This window comes from Roseibium sp. R5 (assembly GCF_055755305.1).
In genome coordinates this window covers 2281719-2297528 of record NZ_CM146910.1, presented here as the reverse complement: position 1 = coordinate 2297528, position 15810 = coordinate 2281719, and the positions used below count along the sequence as shown (strand labels likewise).

At 56.4% G+C, this 15810-nt stretch carries 17 protein-coding genes; 10 read left to right on the top strand and 7 right to left on the bottom strand.

The genetic code is table 11. The features are described 5' to 3' along the window. Positions 1-2: 2 nt before the first annotated feature. Entirely contained in the window at positions 3-989 is a 987-nt protein-coding gene (gene iolG / locus AC0J4F_RS10625) for an inositol 2-dehydrogenase (protein ID WP_133953265.1), read from the top strand. A 55-nt stretch (positions 990-1044) separates the two neighbouring features. Here the strand turns inward: iolG and AC0J4F_RS10620 are convergent, their stop codons facing one another. The 5 genes from AC0J4F_RS10620 to AC0J4F_RS10600 are packed head-to-tail and all read right to left on the bottom strand — an operon-like array spanning position 1045 to position 5830. Then, positions 1045-2514 carry an aldehyde dehydrogenase gene (locus AC0J4F_RS10620; RefSeq protein WP_473026203.1) on the bottom strand — a complete coding sequence of 490 codons (1470 nt, stop codon included), beginning with the start codon at positions 2512-2514 and terminating at the stop codon, positions 1045-1047. Positions 2515-2522: 8 nt separating this feature from the next. Beyond that, positions 2523-3557, bottom strand: coding sequence for an LLM class flavin-dependent oxidoreductase (locus tag AC0J4F_RS10615; protein ID WP_133953261.1), 1035 nt, complete (start codon positions 3555-3557; stop codon positions 2523-2525). Positions 3558-3559: 2 nt separating this feature from the next. Next, positions 3560-4483, bottom strand: a complete 924-nt coding sequence (locus AC0J4F_RS10610; protein ID WP_209002797.1) for a flavin reductase family protein — start codon at positions 4481-4483, stop codon at positions 3560-3562. Next, entirely contained in the window at positions 4480-5259 is a 780-nt protein-coding gene (locus tag AC0J4F_RS10605) for an alpha/beta hydrolase (protein ID WP_133953257.1), read from the bottom strand. The genes AC0J4F_RS10610 and AC0J4F_RS10605 overlap by 4 nt, the downstream gene beginning before the upstream one ends. Next, entirely contained in the window at positions 5231-5830 is a 600-nt protein-coding gene (locus tag AC0J4F_RS10600; protein WP_133953255.1) for an amino acid synthesis family protein, read from the bottom strand. The genes AC0J4F_RS10605 and AC0J4F_RS10600 overlap by 29 nt, the downstream gene beginning before the upstream one ends. A gap of 119 nt (positions 5831-5949) precedes the next feature. Between AC0J4F_RS10600 and AC0J4F_RS10595 the strand changes: the two genes are divergently transcribed. Further along, entirely contained in the window at positions 5950-6801 is an 852-nt protein-coding gene (locus AC0J4F_RS10595) for a LysR family transcriptional regulator (RefSeq protein WP_473026202.1), read from the top strand. A gap of 93 nt (positions 6802-6894) precedes the next feature. Here AC0J4F_RS10595 and AC0J4F_RS10590 read toward each other — a convergent pair whose 3' ends face one another. Both AC0J4F_RS10590 and AC0J4F_RS10585 read right to left on the bottom strand, forming a co-directional pair. Beyond that, complete coding sequence (locus tag AC0J4F_RS10590; protein WP_133953251.1) at positions 6895-7569, bottom strand: GntR family transcriptional regulator; 675 nt, start codon at positions 7567-7569, stop codon at positions 6895-6897. Next, a complete protein-coding gene (locus AC0J4F_RS10585) occupies positions 7562-8608 on the bottom strand; it encodes a Gfo/Idh/MocA family protein (protein WP_473026201.1) in 1047 nt (348 codons plus the stop codon). Before AC0J4F_RS10585 ends, AC0J4F_RS10590 begins: the two co-directional genes overlap by 8 nt. A gap of 174 nt (positions 8609-8782) precedes the next feature. On the opposite strand from AC0J4F_RS10585, the gene AC0J4F_RS10580 reads away from it, so the two are divergent. The 8 genes from AC0J4F_RS10580 (at position 8783) to AC0J4F_RS10545 (ending at position 15791) form a co-directional block, all read left to right on the top strand. Beyond that, positions 8783-9796, top strand: a complete 1014-nt coding sequence (locus tag AC0J4F_RS10580) for a TRAP transporter substrate-binding protein (RefSeq protein ID WP_473026200.1) — start codon at positions 8783-8785, stop codon at positions 9794-9796. 64 nt (positions 9797-9860) lie between these two features. Then, positions 9861-10406: a TRAP transporter small permease gene (locus tag AC0J4F_RS10575; RefSeq protein ID WP_209002795.1), complete on the top strand. Its 546-nt coding sequence runs from the start codon at positions 9861-9863 to the stop codon at positions 10404-10406. After that, on the top strand, positions 10403-11686 hold the full coding sequence (locus tag AC0J4F_RS10570; RefSeq protein WP_133953245.1) for a TRAP transporter large permease: 1284 nt from the start codon (positions 10403-10405) through the stop codon (positions 11684-11686). Before AC0J4F_RS10575 ends, AC0J4F_RS10570 begins: the two co-directional genes overlap by 4 nt. A gap of 16 nt (positions 11687-11702) precedes the next feature. Beyond that, on the top strand, positions 11703-11993 hold the full coding sequence (locus tag AC0J4F_RS10565) for a putative quinol monooxygenase (RefSeq protein WP_473026199.1): 291 nt from the start codon (positions 11703-11705) through the stop codon (positions 11991-11993). Further along, positions 11990-12787 carry an N-acyl homoserine lactonase family protein gene (locus AC0J4F_RS10560; protein WP_133953241.1) on the top strand — a complete coding sequence of 266 codons (798 nt, stop codon included), beginning with the start codon at positions 11990-11992 and terminating at the stop codon, positions 12785-12787. The genes AC0J4F_RS10565 and AC0J4F_RS10560 overlap by 4 nt, the downstream gene beginning before the upstream one ends. Then, the gene (gene otnK / locus AC0J4F_RS10555) at positions 12784-14028 is read left to right on the top strand and encodes a 3-oxo-tetronate kinase (RefSeq protein ID WP_473026198.1); all 1245 of its coding nucleotides are present in this window, start codon (positions 12784-12786) and stop codon (positions 14026-14028) included. Before AC0J4F_RS10560 ends, otnK begins: the two co-directional genes overlap by 4 nt. After that, on the top strand, positions 14025-14672 hold the full coding sequence (gene otnC, locus AC0J4F_RS10550; protein WP_473026197.1) for a 3-oxo-tetronate 4-phosphate decarboxylase: 648 nt from the start codon (positions 14025-14027) through the stop codon (positions 14670-14672). Before otnK ends, otnC begins: the two co-directional genes overlap by 4 nt. A gap of 12 nt (positions 14673-14684) precedes the next feature. Next, positions 14685-15791, top strand: coding sequence for an isocitrate/isopropylmalate dehydrogenase family protein (locus AC0J4F_RS10545; protein WP_473026196.1), 1107 nt, complete (start codon positions 14685-14687; stop codon positions 15789-15791). The last annotated feature ends 19 nt before the right edge of the window (positions 15792-15810 follow it).

Below are 15810 nucleotides of genomic sequence, written 5' to 3'. Positions count from 1 at the left end.
AAATGGTGAGATTTGGTTTGCTCGGATGCGGGCGCATCGGTCAGGTGCACGCCCGCGCCATTCAGGCGTCTGCGGACGCGAAGCTGGTGGCGGTGGCAGACGCATTCGATGCGCCCGCACAAGCGCTTGTGTCAACAACCGGCGCAGAGGTGCGGGAGGCCGCGGCCATCATCGAAGGTGATGACATTGACGCCGTCATCATCGGCACGCCAACGACGACCCACTACGACCTGATCCATCAGGCGGCACGAGCGAAGAAAGCGATCTTCTGCGAAAAACCGGTCGACCTGTCCTCTGATCGGGTGCGGGACTGCGTTGAGGTGGTCAACGAAAACAGCGTCATGTTCCTGACGGCCTTCAATCGCCGGTTCGACCCCAACTTTGCAAACTTGCAAAGCCGGATTGCCGGTGGTGACATTGGGGATGTCGAGCTGGTCACCATTTTGTCCCGCGATCCCTCCCCGCCGCCGATCGACTACATCAGAACATCTGGCGGCCTGTTCCGGGACATGATGATCCATGACCTCGACATGGCCCGGTTTATCCTTGGCGAAGAGCCCGTCACGGTCTTCGCGGTTGGCTCCTCCCTGGTCGATCCGGAAATTGGCAAGGCGGGTGATGTGGACACCGCGGCAGTGACGCTAACAACAGAAAGCGGAAAGATCTGCCAGATTTCAAACTCGCGGCGGGCGGCATACGGCTATGATCAGCGGCTGGAAGTGCACGGTTCAAAAGGCATGCTGAGGGCAGAAAACATCCTGGAAAACACGGTCGAGATGGCCACCCAAACTGGCTTTGCAAGAGCTCCTGCCCAGCATTTCTTTCTGGAGCGCTATGAAGCAGCTTATCTGGCGGAAGTCACCCACTTCATTGACTGTCTGAACAACGGAACAAAGCCATCACCCAGCATTGAGGACGGTCTGCGCGCGCAAGTTTTGGCAGATGCGGCGGCTAAATCACTCGAAACCGGCAGACCGGTGTCAGTTTGACGATCGTTTGCCTGCTGCGGCTCTCCTCTCACCTGTTTATGGCCAGTTTGTTCCGTCATCTCATGACAAACGGATTGGCCATTGGTTCGCCGGAGGTGTTGATCCAGACGGTCTTTGTACGGGTGTAGTCCAAGACGGCCTCAATGCCCGCTTCGCGTCCGTATCCGGATTGATTGAACCCACCGAACGGGGCGATTGGCGAAATCGCTCTATAGGTGTTGATCCAGCAGATCCCCGCCCGCAGTCTGGATGACACGCGATGCGCGCGGGCAACGTCTCGCGTAAAGATTCCAGAGGCAAGGCCATACGGCGTGTCATTTGCAAGCGCGATAGCCTCGTCTTCCGTGTCGAACGGCAAAAGCGACATGACCGGCCCGAACATTTCCACCTTCAGTGTTTCGATGTCCGGGTTCGGGCAGGCCACCAGCGTCGGTGCCATGTAATTGCCCGAGCGCTCAAGCGGCGCACCGCCAAGGCGGATTTCGGCACCTTGTTCGATCGCCTTGTTCAGTGTGACCTTGATCTTTTCAATCTGCGCATTTGTGCAAAGCGGGCCAACATGTGTTGCGGCCTCGAGAGGATCACCAACCGAGATGTGGGCTGCCTTTTCCGTGATCTTGTCGATCAGTGCTTCAAACACAGTCCGTTGCACCAGCGCACGGGATCCGGCCACACAGCTTTGACCCGATGCACCAAAATTTCCGGCAATCAAGCCGTTTGCGGCGCCATCAAGATCCGCATCGTCAAACACCAGAACCGGAGACTTGCCGCCGAGTTCCAGACTGGTGACCGCAAAATTCTCAGCTGAATTTCGCACAACATGCCGGGCTGTTTCCGGTCCGCCGGTAAAGGCAATCCGGTCGACATCCGGGTGCCGGGTCAACGGAATGGCACAGTTTTCAGCATCTCCCGTAATGACCGAGACGACCCCCGGCGGAAATCCGGCCTGATCGATCAGTGAGGCAAATTCAAGCATGGGTATGGGCGCGATTTCCGAAGCCTTCAAAACCACGGTGCAGCCCGCTGCAAGAGCCGGCCCGAGTTTGGTTGCCGTCAGAAACATCTGGGCGTTCCAGGGGACGACAGCAGCAACGACCCCAACCGGCTCCCGTTTGGTGAACACGTGCATGTCCGGTTTGTCGATTGGAAGCACAGATCCTTCAATCTTGTCCGCGAGCCCGGCATAGTACCGATAATAATCGCCGACATATTTTGTCTGCGAGAGGGTTTCGGCGAGCAGCTTTCCGCTGTCGGTTGTTTCCAGTCTCCCGAGGTCTTCCGCGTGGGCCTCAACCAATTCCGCCAGCCTGAACAGCAACTTGCCGCGCTGTGTCTGGGTGAGGTCACGCCATGCAGGGTCCTCCAAAGCTCTCCGGGCAGCTGCAACGGCCCGGTTCACATCCCTTGTATCCGCGCAGGCGAACGAGGCCCACGGGTCACCCGTCGCCGGATTTTCACTATGCAGGATTTGACCACCAGAGCCCTCACAGCGCCCGCCATCCATATAAAGCTGATAGTGCTGCATGTTGTCTCCTAACCGAACGCTGGCATGACGTCATCAATGAACCGCCGCAGTGAGGCTTGCTTTCGTTCAAAACTCATGCCGCTGTCGATCCAGAACGAATACTCATCATATCCCAGATCTTCATAGCGTTTGATGCGGTCGATGACGTCCTGAGCCGTACCGATTGTCAAATCCCGAGCCATGTTCTCCGGGGCCATCATCTTGTTGGCGGCCAATTCATCTTCAGACAGGTTTTCAATCAACCCTTGGGAAACGGCACGTTTGTTCTGAAACCAGGCGCCGAAATAGCAGTAGAATCGGGAGAGTTCCCTAGCAGCCAGAACTGCATCCTCAGAATCGGACGCCACATAACTGTGGTGCAACAACATGATCTTGGGCCTTGGACCATCATGACTTGCGCACGCATCATTGAACCGGCCCATCAGGGTTTCGATCTCTTCCATGCCCTGCCAAAGCGGTGTCACCTGAATATTGAAGCCTTGATGCACACCGAACTCATGGCTGTTCGGGTCCCTGGCAGCAATCCAGATCGGTGGGCCGTTTTCCTGCAGGGGCTTGGGCGCAGACGTGGTTGGAGGGAACGCATAGTAGCCGCCGTCATGCGCGCAATCGCCTTGCCACAACGGACGAAGCAGAGGCGCCGTCTCCCGCATACGTTGACCTGCCTCCCAAGGATCGAGGCCCGGCATCAAACGCTCATATTCATAGGAATAAGCACCTCGAGCAATTCCAAGCTCGATCCGGCCGCCGGTCATCAAGTCGGCCGCTGCGGCCTCGCCAGCCAGTTTGATCGGGTGCCAAAACGGCGCAATCACGGTTCCGGTTCCAAGGCGTGCATTCTTCGTATGATGCGCCAGGTCCACGAGTGTCAAAAACGGGTTGGGCGCAATCGTGAATTCCATCCCATGGTGCTCACCGGTCCAGATGGCGCGCATACCGCCCTCATCCGCCAGTTTGCAGAGAGACACAAATTCCTCATAGAGGATCTCATGCGGCTGTTGCGGCGTAAGCCGCTCCATGTGAGCAAACAGGGAAAATTCCATGTTCAGACTCCCTCCGAAAGCGTGTGAATTTCTCCGGTCATGGTGTCCCCGAGATAACAGTTGAGATTGCCTGTTGCGCATTCCCGGGCATAACGGGCCATCATGCTGGCAACCGGCGGACTGGCATACGTCAGAGCAGCCAACTCTTCGGGAGGCACTGCAGTCAGTTTCGTGTCTGGAGCAACATGGGTTGCCTGCGCCAGCAGATAGGCAAAATGCACCGATGCATCCGCATCATCAAAAACGGAGTAGACAGCGCCAAAACTTGCTGAAACGCCGTCGTCTTGAAGTGTGGCCTGAAGGGCTTTGCGAAGGCCGGTCTTGTCCGGAACGGAACATTCCGGCAGCCGGTACCCGTCTGGGGTCTTCTCAAGCAAGACCCGCCCCTCATGGCGAACAATCGCCCCGGCGATATTCACTCTTGCGGCAGGGTCGCACGCGCTGCGCTCCCGGGCGAGACTGAAAAACTGACCATCGGCGTATCCAAGCCCTTGACCGGGCTTTTGCGCAAAACCGATGACCTCACCAATCAGGATCACATGGTCACCGGCGGGAACCGTTTGGTGGGTCTTGCATGAAAAACGCGCCAATGCGCCGACCGGAAAGGGTATGCCGTCGGCATCAAAGTCATGCGGTGTTTTGGCAAAACGGTCTCCCTTGTATCCGGCAAAGGTGTTTGCGACGTCCGTCTGGCCTTCCTCAAGAATGCTGACTCCAAACTGCTCGCACTCCGCAAATGCGTCGTAACTTGAAAGGAACTTGCCAGGGCAAACAAGCAGCAATGGCGGGTCCAGCGACACGGATGTGAAGGAGTTCGCGGTGAACCCGACAGGCGTTCCGTCAGCCCTGCGGGTGGTCACCACCGTAACCCCGGTCATGAAACGGCCAAAGGCGCCGCGCAGCTCTTTCGGGTCGATCGGTTTCATGAATGGCACTCCGTTGCAAAAGCCATCAAAGCCCGGGTCACCTCCTCATGGTGCGTCATCGGCATCATGTGGGCCGCGGCTTCGATCACGTGTGCCTGCCCATTGGGGGTTAAGGCGGCCATGGCCTGTGACATCGCGGGGGTGGAATTTGGCTCAAGGCTACCGGTCATGAAAAATGCCGGACACTTGAGAGACATGAATGCCTGATCAGACGGTCCATCCTCACTCGCGAACACATCATATGCAGTCCTGTAACCGTGAAGATCAGCAGCTCGCAGCCAGGCCTCGCAAGCGCTGCGGGCTTCCGATGGCTCTGTCCCGAACCAGCGTTCAAGTGTCGGTTCCGCATTTGGACCTGTTTCAGACCTCAAACTTTCCGCACGTTCCAGAACTGCCTGTTTGGCCGCATCAGAGCGCCGGTAGATGGCATTCAGCGCGGCGACACCTGCGACCAACTCCGGATAACGCGCAGCCATGTCGAGAGCGATCATGGCCCCCATGGAATGTCCTGCCACCACAGTCGGCCCGTCCAACAATTGGGCAACCGCATCCGAATAGTCCGGCAAGTCGGCTGGTCCTTCCAGGTGGCCACTATGGCCGTGGCCTGGCATATCCGGTGCTATCACCTGAAAACGGGACGCAAGATCAGGCACTTGGGCCGCCCAGGCATCGGCCTGCAAACCGACACCGTGGAGAAGAAGGACACGAGGCCCTTCGCCTTCCTGGATGCAGGCCAGTCCGCCCTGATCAGACCGCGGCCGGGTTGTCCAGATCACGGCCCATCTCCTTCAGATCCTGATACCGGTCACCGATCCGGTGGAACGGACGGCCAGACGTCGCCCCCCCAAGCGCGACCACAACCTCATCGGCGCGCGGAGCGTCGGGAATAGAAAACTGGATTGTCAGATAGTGGGACCGCCTTCCCGCATCGTTCTTGTCCATGAGCGGGATCATGATGGGAGCGTTTGCCGGTCCGCGGGTGTTGCTGAAAGCGAGATAGGATTTGGCGCCGACTGCTTCCCGATAAAAATTGCCGAACCTCAGCGTATGGATCAGCCCGGATGCATGTTCAATTTCTCCGTCAAGGCCGACAACGGCCGCCTTTCCGTAGGCCTCGATTGCTTCTCCGCTGCCGCCGAGCTTCAGGGTCCGGTCGGTGAGCAATTCACCTAGGACAGGGCCAAACGCCAAAATCTCCGGTTTCAGATCCTCAACAAACCGGCCGGCCCACGGGTTCTTGACCACCGCGGCAGCCGCGAACACGTGCCATGGTCGTTCGGTTGCCCTGAACCCCTCGATCAGGATCTCTTCTTCATAAGCAACGATTTTCCGGATTTCCGGCTGCATCCAAGGCCCTCCCGTCCACACTCTCAGTGGTGAGCCGGAAGTATCCTGATGCTTGACAATCGGCACAAACGAATGATTTTGAGGCTTAGGTATTAGCTTGACTTATGGATATGTTATACATGGCCACTGCACTGCCTCCGCTGAACTGGTTTCGCGCATTTGAAGCCGCAGCCCGGCACCTTAGTTTTACGGCGGCGGCGGATGAAATCGGCATGACCCAATCCGCTGTCAGTCAACAGATCAAGGCGCTGGAAACCAAGTTGGGTGTGCCGTTGTTCGAGAGGAAAGCCAGGGGTTTGGCACTGACCGATGATGGTCGGCGGCTGCTTCCCCAAGTCGATGCGGCTTTAGACACGCTAACGGCCGCCACACAATCTTTCATTCCCGATCAACCGAAGAAGCTTTTGACAGTTTCCGTTTCCGTTAGTGTGCTGCAATGGGTGATCGGCCCAACGCTCCCAACCTTTCGCGAAGTACATCCCGAAATCGCGCTGCGGTTTATCGGGGCCATCTGGCCCGATGAATTCAGCCGATCGCTTGCGGATGTCATCATCAGTTTCGGCTCACGAAAACAGGCAGGACCCAATGCCGCACTGCTTGGCAGCGACAAACTGATTGCACTCGCACCCAGCCAGATGGTCACACCATGGGACACGAGCCCGGTCATCGACGCAGTCGGGATTTCAGGCGGTTGGTCCAAGTGGAGGACGGCAACGGGCATCAGCTGTGCTGACCCGTCCATTTATGTGGATTCCTACGGCGCCGCTCTGGATCTTTCCAGCAACGGAAACGGCATATGCCTCGTAAACGAAACCCTCGCCCGGCACGCTATTCAATCCGGGTCTGTTGTCCCAGTCAGCCCAATCACCATCGATGCCAAGGAAGCCTATTTCGTTGAAACAAACCCCGCATCACATGATGCAGAAACATTCAGGAAATGGCTCGAAAGCATCGTCTGCGGCGGCGAGTAGTCTTGGTGGCTCAATCGCAAACCCAACAAGCAATCCAACCGGAGTTGGTCCGAGACGAGAGCTGAAAGAAAATCAACACCTTTGCCTTGACGTTCAAAGCTGGAAGAGACGGTGCTTTTTCAAGAGATCGATCAGGACTTCTCGGGCGTGACGCCGGTGGAGGCGGTGCTGTTCACGGGCGTTTGCAGCGTCACCCGTCCGGATCGCATCATAGACAGCCCTGTGGTCCTGGTTGGATTTGATCGGGAGTGGCCGGATGTAGAGCGTCATCGCCCGCGCCCGGCGCACCTGGTTCGCCATCATAGAAACGATGTTCTGTACGCGTGAATTCCCTCCCAAACGCACCAGTTCTGTATGGAAAGCGTCATCCGCTTCGGCCCAGGCATCACGATCCTCATCGCTCAAAGCCTTGTCCATCGCCTCAATCGACGCTTTCAGGTCAGCCAGATCCGCCTTGGAGTAGTGCTTCCTTGCAGCTTCTTCCGCCGCCAGGCTCTCCAGTTCCGTCAAAACCGCATAGATCTCCTCCATGTCTGTCAGGGACAAGGTCGCAATCCGCACGCCCTTTCTCGGACGCACCTCCAACAGTCCCTGTTGCGCGAGCATCAAGGTGGCTTCCCGAACCGGCGTCCGTGACATCCCCAAACGGCCTGCCAATTCACTTTCCAGGTGATCGGATCCGGCAGCGAGTTCGCCGTCGAAAATCAATTGACGGATCTTCTCCATGGCCTGAGTGGTGATGGTTTTCGGTTTCGATGGGTCAAGCATATGCAACGTCTCGGATTTTTCGGCCCTGGCGATCAGCCTCGTAGATCATCTTTTCGAGCGCAATCACCTTTAGGTAGTCTCTCGCCTCGTTTTCAAGTGGTTTTCCGTCGAGCACCCCGTCAACGACATGGGTGATCAGGTTCTTGACGCAATCCCCACCAAATCCTTGCCAAGGCTGCGGTTGAAGAAGAACCGTTTCCTTCAAATTGCCAAACGGGCGGAGTGTCACACTGCCATCTCCTGACAGGGTCAGTGTTCCGGCTGTGCCCTCAAGGCTGGCTTCGCCGAGCGTTGTCCGGCAGTTGTCAGCCGCGTGATCCAGCAAGCGGTTGCCATCAAACAATGCCCGCACACCGCCCGGATAGTCGAATACGAAAAATCCGGCATCTTCTCCCTTGATGACGGGATTGAGCCGCCGCAAGTCCGCATAAACCGCCTCCGGTTCGCCAAGCAGATATCGAAAAGTGTCGACCCAGTGGACGCCGGTCTCATGGATCAAAAGCTGAGGCATGTCCTGGAAATATGGCTGCCGGTCCAGATAGGCGCGCGGGCCTTGTCCATCTCCTGTCCGAAGACGGAAGGTCAATTGCAAGACCTCTCCAAGCACCCCGCTTTCCAAAGCGTGTTTGAACGTCCTGTACCACGGCTGAAACCGAAAATTCTCGTGAATGACGAGAGTTACCCCGGCCTTTTCTGCAAGCCGGGTTGCCTCCTCAGCCTCTTCAAGTGACGTGCAAAATGGTTTTTGGCAGATAATTGCACGCACGCGCTGTGTAATTCCTGCCTTGATGGCTGCCATGTGGGTGGGAGGCGGTGTGATGATATCCAGAAGGTCCGGGCACGTCATTTTCAACATCACAGCGAGATCCTTAAACGCTGCAAGCCCCGTTTCCTTGGCCTTCTCCAAGTCCTGATCACACGCGCCGACAAGAGCCACGCGGCCTGTGCGACGCCAGGCATCGTAGTGAAATTGCGCGAAGTACCCAGCGCCCAGGCAAGCGACCCGTAGGGTCTGCGTCTCTTTTTTCTTTTGGTTCATTATCAATCCACTCCGCCCAGCGCGACAGAAACGTTGACACCTGAATGCGTCACCTCCGCCACACCGTATTTTTGATAGTCGACACGAGTGAAGTTGACAAGGGATTGCATTGCGTATACGCAAATGAATGTGCAAACCAATACGGCTTGAGGAGAGCCGCGGGAGGAGACCGAAATGTTGGAAAAGAAATTCTTAAGCCGGCTACTGGCAGGCGTTGCAGTAGCGGCTATCGGACTGAGCAGCGCACATGCGGCGGAAAAGCTGCGTTTCAGCCACACTGACAACCCTGGTGGATCTCGTCAGGCCGCTGCAGAACTGTTTGCCGAGAAAGTCGCGGAATACACCGACGGCCGTTACGAAGTGCAGATTTACCCGTCCGGGCAGCTCGCAAACGACCCAAAAGCAATCGAGCTCCTCCAGCTCGGCGGCATTGATTTTACGGTGTCAGCGACCGGCAGTTACGCAACCCATCTGCCCAGCCTGAACCTTACGGCCATGCCGTTCCTTGTCGACACGTACGAACAAGGCTGGGAGCTCTATGACAACTCAGAGTGGCTTCAAGGCGAGTTCCAAAAACTCCCGGAAAAGGGCTTCCGCGTTTTGTCGACATGGGAAGCCGGCTTCCGCAGCTTCACGACGAACGAACCCCTGACATCACCGAAAGATGCCGAATCCATGAAAATGCGGGTCTTTCCGAACGACATGATCCGTTGGTCCATGGAAGCCATCGGTTTCCAGACAGTCGTGATGCCGATCACCGATGTTTACCTCGCGATCCAGCAGGGCATTGTGAACGGCCAGGAAAACCCGGTGGACACCATCAAATCGCTGCGGTTCTACGAAGTGGCGCCAAACATCACCTTGACCCGTCACGTTTACAGCCCGCTTCCGCTGACCGTTGCCGAAAAGACCTGGCGATCCTTCTCTGAAGAAGATCAGGCAGCGGTCCTTAAAGCTGCCACGGAATCTGCCGCTTTCAGCCGGCAACTCGTTCAAAGCTCGGTCGACAGCCAATTGACCGAAATGCAGGAAGCAGGTGCCACCGTGAACGTACCGGAAATCGGCCCGTTCCGTGAGGCAGTACAATCGGTTTATGCCAAGGCCAAGGACGTCTACGGCGCAGAAGCCGTTGACAACATTCTTGGCGATGCAGCAGCCATCCGCGAAGCCCTTCCCGCCCAAAACTGATCAAGCCTTTGGGTGTCAACTGGCCGGAACTTAAAGCACACGATGCTTCGGTTCCGGCGCTCTCTTGAAAGACTTTGCCTTGGACTACCGAGATCATTATCCGGCTGTGCTGCGCTGGCTCAGCCATATGGTGGACTTTTGCCTGGCGCTTGCCGGTTTTGCCATCGTCACCCTGGTCTTTTGCAACGCCTCTTTGCGCGGGTTTGCAGGCTTCGACCTTGCCTGGTCGTTGGAAGTGACAAGCTTTCTGCTGCTTTGGAGCACCTTTATCGGATGCGCCGCGGCGATTGCGCGTGGGGCGCACATGCGGGTTACCGAAATCGTCGAAAACCTGTTGCCGGTGCATATGCAACGGGTTTTGTCGATCGGGATCGATGTGATCATCACCTGCCTCCTGATCAGCCTGATCTACACCGGCTACAACATCTCCATCCATACATGGGCGCAAAAAACAACAGTGCTCTACTGGCCGGTCGGTCTGCTCTACGCATCCATGCCGGTCGGCATGTCGCTGACGTTGATCTTCCACCTCTTCAACATGGTGTTCGACATCCGGAATCCGGTCGTGCCCCACTCCACCCATTCTGATGGCGGCGAGGCCTTGCTATGATCCTGTTGTTTGTCGTCGCGGTTTTTCTGAGCACCGTGTTTCTTGGAATTCCCCTTGTCTGGGCCATCCTGATTACGGCAGTCCTGCCAATAATCGTATTCGATCTCGGATACCCGCTTCAGGCGCTGTTCCTGAACTTCATTGGCGGCGTGGAACCGAACCATTTCCTGGCAATCCCTCTCTTCATTGTTGCGGGCGAAATGATGAGCCGCGGCGGTGTCGGGCTCAGGATCATTGGATTTGCAAGAGCTGCCTTCGGGTTCATGGCGGGCGGCCTCGGCATGGTGGTTGTCGGTGCTTCAATGATCTTTGGCGGCATTTCAGGTTCTGCCATTGCAGATTCAGCCGCCATCGGTTCGGTAATGATCAAGAACATGTCCAGAGAGGGCTACGACAAAGCGTTCGCTGCCGGTCTCGTCGCGGCGGCTGGAACAATCGGTATCATCATTCCGCCGTCCATCCCGATGCTCATTTACGGCTTTGTCGGAAATGTCTCGGTCGCAGACCTTTTCATTGGGGGCATGGTGCCTGGCATTCTGTTCGGCGCCTTCTTCATGGGCGTGTGCTATTATGTTGGAAAATCAACCAATTGCGACCCCGGCGGCCGGACAACAACCTTCAAGGAACTAACATCCTCTTTCATAGGGACAGCCCCTGCCCTGTTCATGCCCGTGTTGATCCTGGGGGGCATTTTCACCGGTTGGGTTACGCCGACTGAATCTGCAGCGCTCGCCGTGATCTACGGTCTTTTGGTGACAACAGTCGTCTATCGCGATTTCAACATCAAGGACCTGCCGCGCCTTCTGATCGACTCCTTTGTCACCAGCTCTGTAGTCATGGTTGTTATCGGAGCCACCACAGTACTCGGCTGGTTGATTACTTTGGAGCAGATGCCTCAGATCCTGGTTGGCTTCGTACAGGAGTTCTCAACCGGCCCATGGATGTTCCTGCTTCTTGTGAACATCGTTCTGCTTGTCCTTGGACTTGTCCTCGATCCTGTCCCGGCAATCTTGCTGACCGCCCCTCTATTCCTGCCGACCGCCAAGATCTTTGGGGTTGATCCGGTGCATCTTGGAGTGATCATGACCTGTAACGTGGCAGTCGGGCTTTTCACTCCGCCGGTCGGGGCAACGCTCTATGTCGCATCCCGCATCTCCGGCGTGGGGGTCCTGTCGATCGCACGCCGCATGCTTCACCTTTACCTGGCAGCGATTTTTGCGCTTCTGCTCGTCACCTATTTCCCGATATTCACTATGGGTATGGTTGGGTTGTTCAGGTAATTGCAAGGACCAATCGATGTTTGTTGTGACAGTCACATTTCAGATCAAACCGGATCGGTTCGAGGCGTTCTTGCCGTTGATGGTCCAAAATGCGCAGGCCTCACTCACAACAGAGGATGGATGCCGGCAGTTTGATGTCTGCACCGATGAAAACCGGCCCGAAGAGGTTTTTCTTTACGAGGTCTACGATGATGAAGCGGCATTCAAGACACACCTAAGAACGCCGCACTTCCTGAAGTTTGACGCGGATGTGGCAGAGATGATCTCGGAGAAGACAGTCAAGACTTACAAGGGGGTCGTTCAATGACCCCATGGGAAGTCTACGCCGTCAAATATGCCGAGCGAAACTCCAGGACACGCCGGGACAGTTTCCTGTTTGACGACAATCACGATCAGCCGCATGACATGGACTATTTCGTCTGGGTTCTGCGCCGGGGTGATGAGCTCATTCTGGTTGATACCGGATATGATCATGAAGAAGCCGACCGGCGGGGACGGCCTGTTCAAAAAGATCCACGGGAAGCCCTCCTACCCCTCGGCATCTCACCGGATAAAGTCACGACCATCATCGTAACGCACCTTCACTATGACCATGCTGGCGGCCTGAAACACTTTCCAAACGCGACCATCCATCTGCAAGCGGCAGAAATGGCATACGCAACCGGTCCCTGCATGTGCCATCCGGTTTTGAAGGCCCCCTTCACCGGCGAACATGTCTGTGAAGCTGTCCTCAGACTTTATTCAGGCCGGGTGACGTTTCACGAAGGCGATGGTGAAGTCGCCGAAGGGGTAACTGTTCACCGGATTGGCGGCCACAGCAAAGGCTTACAAGCGGTCCGGGTGCTAACCAGTGCCGGTTGGTTGTGTCTGGCATCGGATGCGGCGCACTACTATGAAAACTTTCTCAGTGAAAAACCATTTCCAATCGTCGTAGACCTGCAGGAAATGCTCAACGGTTTCAGGCGTATCCGTACGCTGGCGAGCGACGATCGACTGGTTATCCCGGGCCACGATCCTTTGGTCCGCAAACGCTTCCCCGTTTTTGGCGCAGACCACATTTTGCGCCTCGACCAGGGACCATCTGAGGAGGCCGGAAAATGAAACTCGGCGTCATCGCAGATGATTTCACAGGGGCGTCTGATATCGCACTGATGCTGTCTGAGGCCGGCATGCAAACGGTGCAATTTGTCGGTGTACCGGCTTTAAACAATCTATCCGGCTCTGGCATCAACTGTGATGCTGGCGTCATCAGCCTGAAATCCCGGACGGAGCCCGCCGAAGATGCAATCAGGCACTCGCTGGCCGCATCGGACTGGCTGATCTCGCAAGGATGTGAGCAAATCGTTTTCAAGGTTTGCTCGACGTTTGACTCAACGGATGAAGGCAACATTGGCCCTGTGACCCAGGCTCTCGCCGAGCGCCTTGGAGAACAAACTGTCCTTGTATGCCCGGCTTTTCCAGAAAATGGACGCACGGTCTATCAGGGGCATTTGTTCGTGGGAGACACGCTCCTGAGTGAAAGCGGAATGCAAAACCACCCTCTCACCCCCATGCGTGATCCGGACATCCGACGGGTTCTTTCCAGGCAAACGACTTGGCCCGTTTCGCATATTCCTCATAAGACCGTTCAGCTGGGAGCAGCATCTATTCTTGACGCAGCCAAGACCGAAACGGGCTCGATGGCAATCGTCGATGCAATCACCGATGAGGATCTCATTGCGATCGGAAAAGCCGCAGCGGGCCGCCGTCTTGTTACCGGAGGGTCCGGGATCGTAATCGGTCTGCCGGCGAATTTTGGCGTCACTCCACATCATCAGGCATGGACTGGAACAAACGGTAAAGCGGTGGTTTTGTCCGGATCCTGTTCGTCGGCAACACGTGGCCAAGTGAAACACTACAAGCAAAAAGCCCCCAGCCGTGAAATCATGGTTGAGGATGTGATCGGGGGTTGGTTATCGATGGAAGAGTTGGTTGAATGGACCATCAGCCAAGACGAGCCGCCACTTCTTTATTCTTCGGCAGACCCTGAAACTGTCAGTCAGGTCCAGCAGCGGTTCGGTCGCGACAAGAGTGCATCTGCCATAGAAAACCTGTTTTCCGGTCTTGCTGCAGCTCTTGTGGACGCTGGTGTTGAACGCATCGTGGTCGCAGGTGGGGAAACGTCAGGCGCTGTCGTATCCGGGATCAAGGCATCCACTCTTGAAATCGGCCCTCGGATCGCCCCTGGCGTCCCGGCTTTGAGAGTCGCGGGCCAGCCGCTGGCCCTCGCCCTCAAATCCGGCAACTTTGGCGGACCTGACTTTTTCGAAGACGCCCTCCACGTTCTGGGTGCAGGCTCATGAGCGCTCTCTCCAAAGCACGTGAGCAGATCGCCGTAATGGCCAAATCACTTTATGACCGAGGCCTAACCCACGGATCGACCGGCAACCTCTCTATGCGTCTGGATGACGGCACTTATCTGGTCACGCCGACAGGCTCATCCATGGGCTTTCTGGATCCGGCCTGCATCAGCCATCTGTCGGAGACTTGGGCGTTGCTGTCCGGAGATGCGCCCACAAAGGAAATGCCGTTGCATACGGCATTTTATGAAACCCGAGGGGCGACCGGTGCCGTTGTGCATCTACATTCATGCCATTCAGTGGCCTTGTCCTTGCTGCCGGAAATTGATCAGGACAATGTCCTGCCTCCCCTCACAGCTTACGGGATCATGCTGCTCGGCAAAGTGAAACTGTTGCCGTTTTTTGTCCCCGGCGACCCAGCCATGGGCAACGCCGTTCGCGGGCTGGCTGGCAAACGATCAGCCGTTATTCTTGCCAATCATGGCCCTTGCGTTGCGGCGAAGGACCTTGAGGCTGCCGTCTACGCCATGGAAGAGTTGGAAGCGACAGCAAAGCTGGCCCTGTTACTACGAGGGACATCTCCCACACTTCTGGACCCGGAACAGATATCGCAAATCGTCACCCGTTTTGATGTTGATTGGACGTAAGGAACCGTACTCATGAAAATTGCGCTTATCAAAGGGGACGGGATCGGCATCGACGTCGCGGACGCTGCAATGGCTGTGCTCGAGGCTGCACTTCAAAAAACCGGACAAGCGAAACCCGAGTTGGACGAAATTCAAGCCGGTGCAGCGTATTTCCAGGAAACTGGCCTGGATATAGAGGCAAACGGAGAAGACAGGGCTGAAGCTGCGGATGCCATCTTCCTGGGAGCCATTGGATTGCCATCCATTCGGCACGCGGATGGAACGGAAATCTCTCCGCATTTAAGGCTGCGTGACCGCTTTGGTCTATATGCCGGTGTACGCCCGGTCAAAGCCTATCCCAATGCCCCGCAACGGCTTGCCGATCCAAGGGCAGTGGGAATCGATCTCATCATCTTGCGCGAGTCCACCGAAGGTCTGTTTTATTCTGCGGCAGCACACAAACGCTCGCTCGTTGTGAACGACGACGAAGTCCAGGACATTCTACGGATTACCCGGAAAACCACCACGAAACTGCACCGCTTTGCTTTCGATCTTGCCCGCAAACGCCAGAAGAAAGGCTTTCAAGGCCGCCTCACTTGCGTCGACAAGGCGAATGTTTTTACCTCGCTCGCCTTTTTTCGCCAGATCTTCGATGAAGTGAAAACAGACTATCCGGATGTTCCGGTCGGCTACAATTATGTGGACGCCCAGGCCTTGGATCTGGTGCGCAAGCCCTGGGACTTTGATGTGCTGGTGACCGAAAACATGTTTGGTGACATTCTTTCCGACCTCGCCGGCGGGCTTGTTGGCGGAATGGGAATGGCCGCCTGTGCGGAGATCGGCGACCATACAGGATTGTTCCAGCCGGCCCATGGCAGCGCGCCGGACATCATGGGACAAGACAAGGCCAATCCCCTCGCAGCAATCCTGAGCGTTGCTTTGATGCTCGATTACCTCGCCGAAAAACTGGGCAATCCCCACCTTTCAAACGCAGCCGATCTCATAAACCACGCAGTTGACGATGGGTTCCGCAACAACCGTTTGCGTCCCATTGAGTTCGGCGGCGACATGGGAACCCGCGCGATCACACAGGTTGTTACCGATACCGTGTCCGAAAGCCGCCAGATCGCCGCGCAATAATCAGCCGCGGTGATCATAA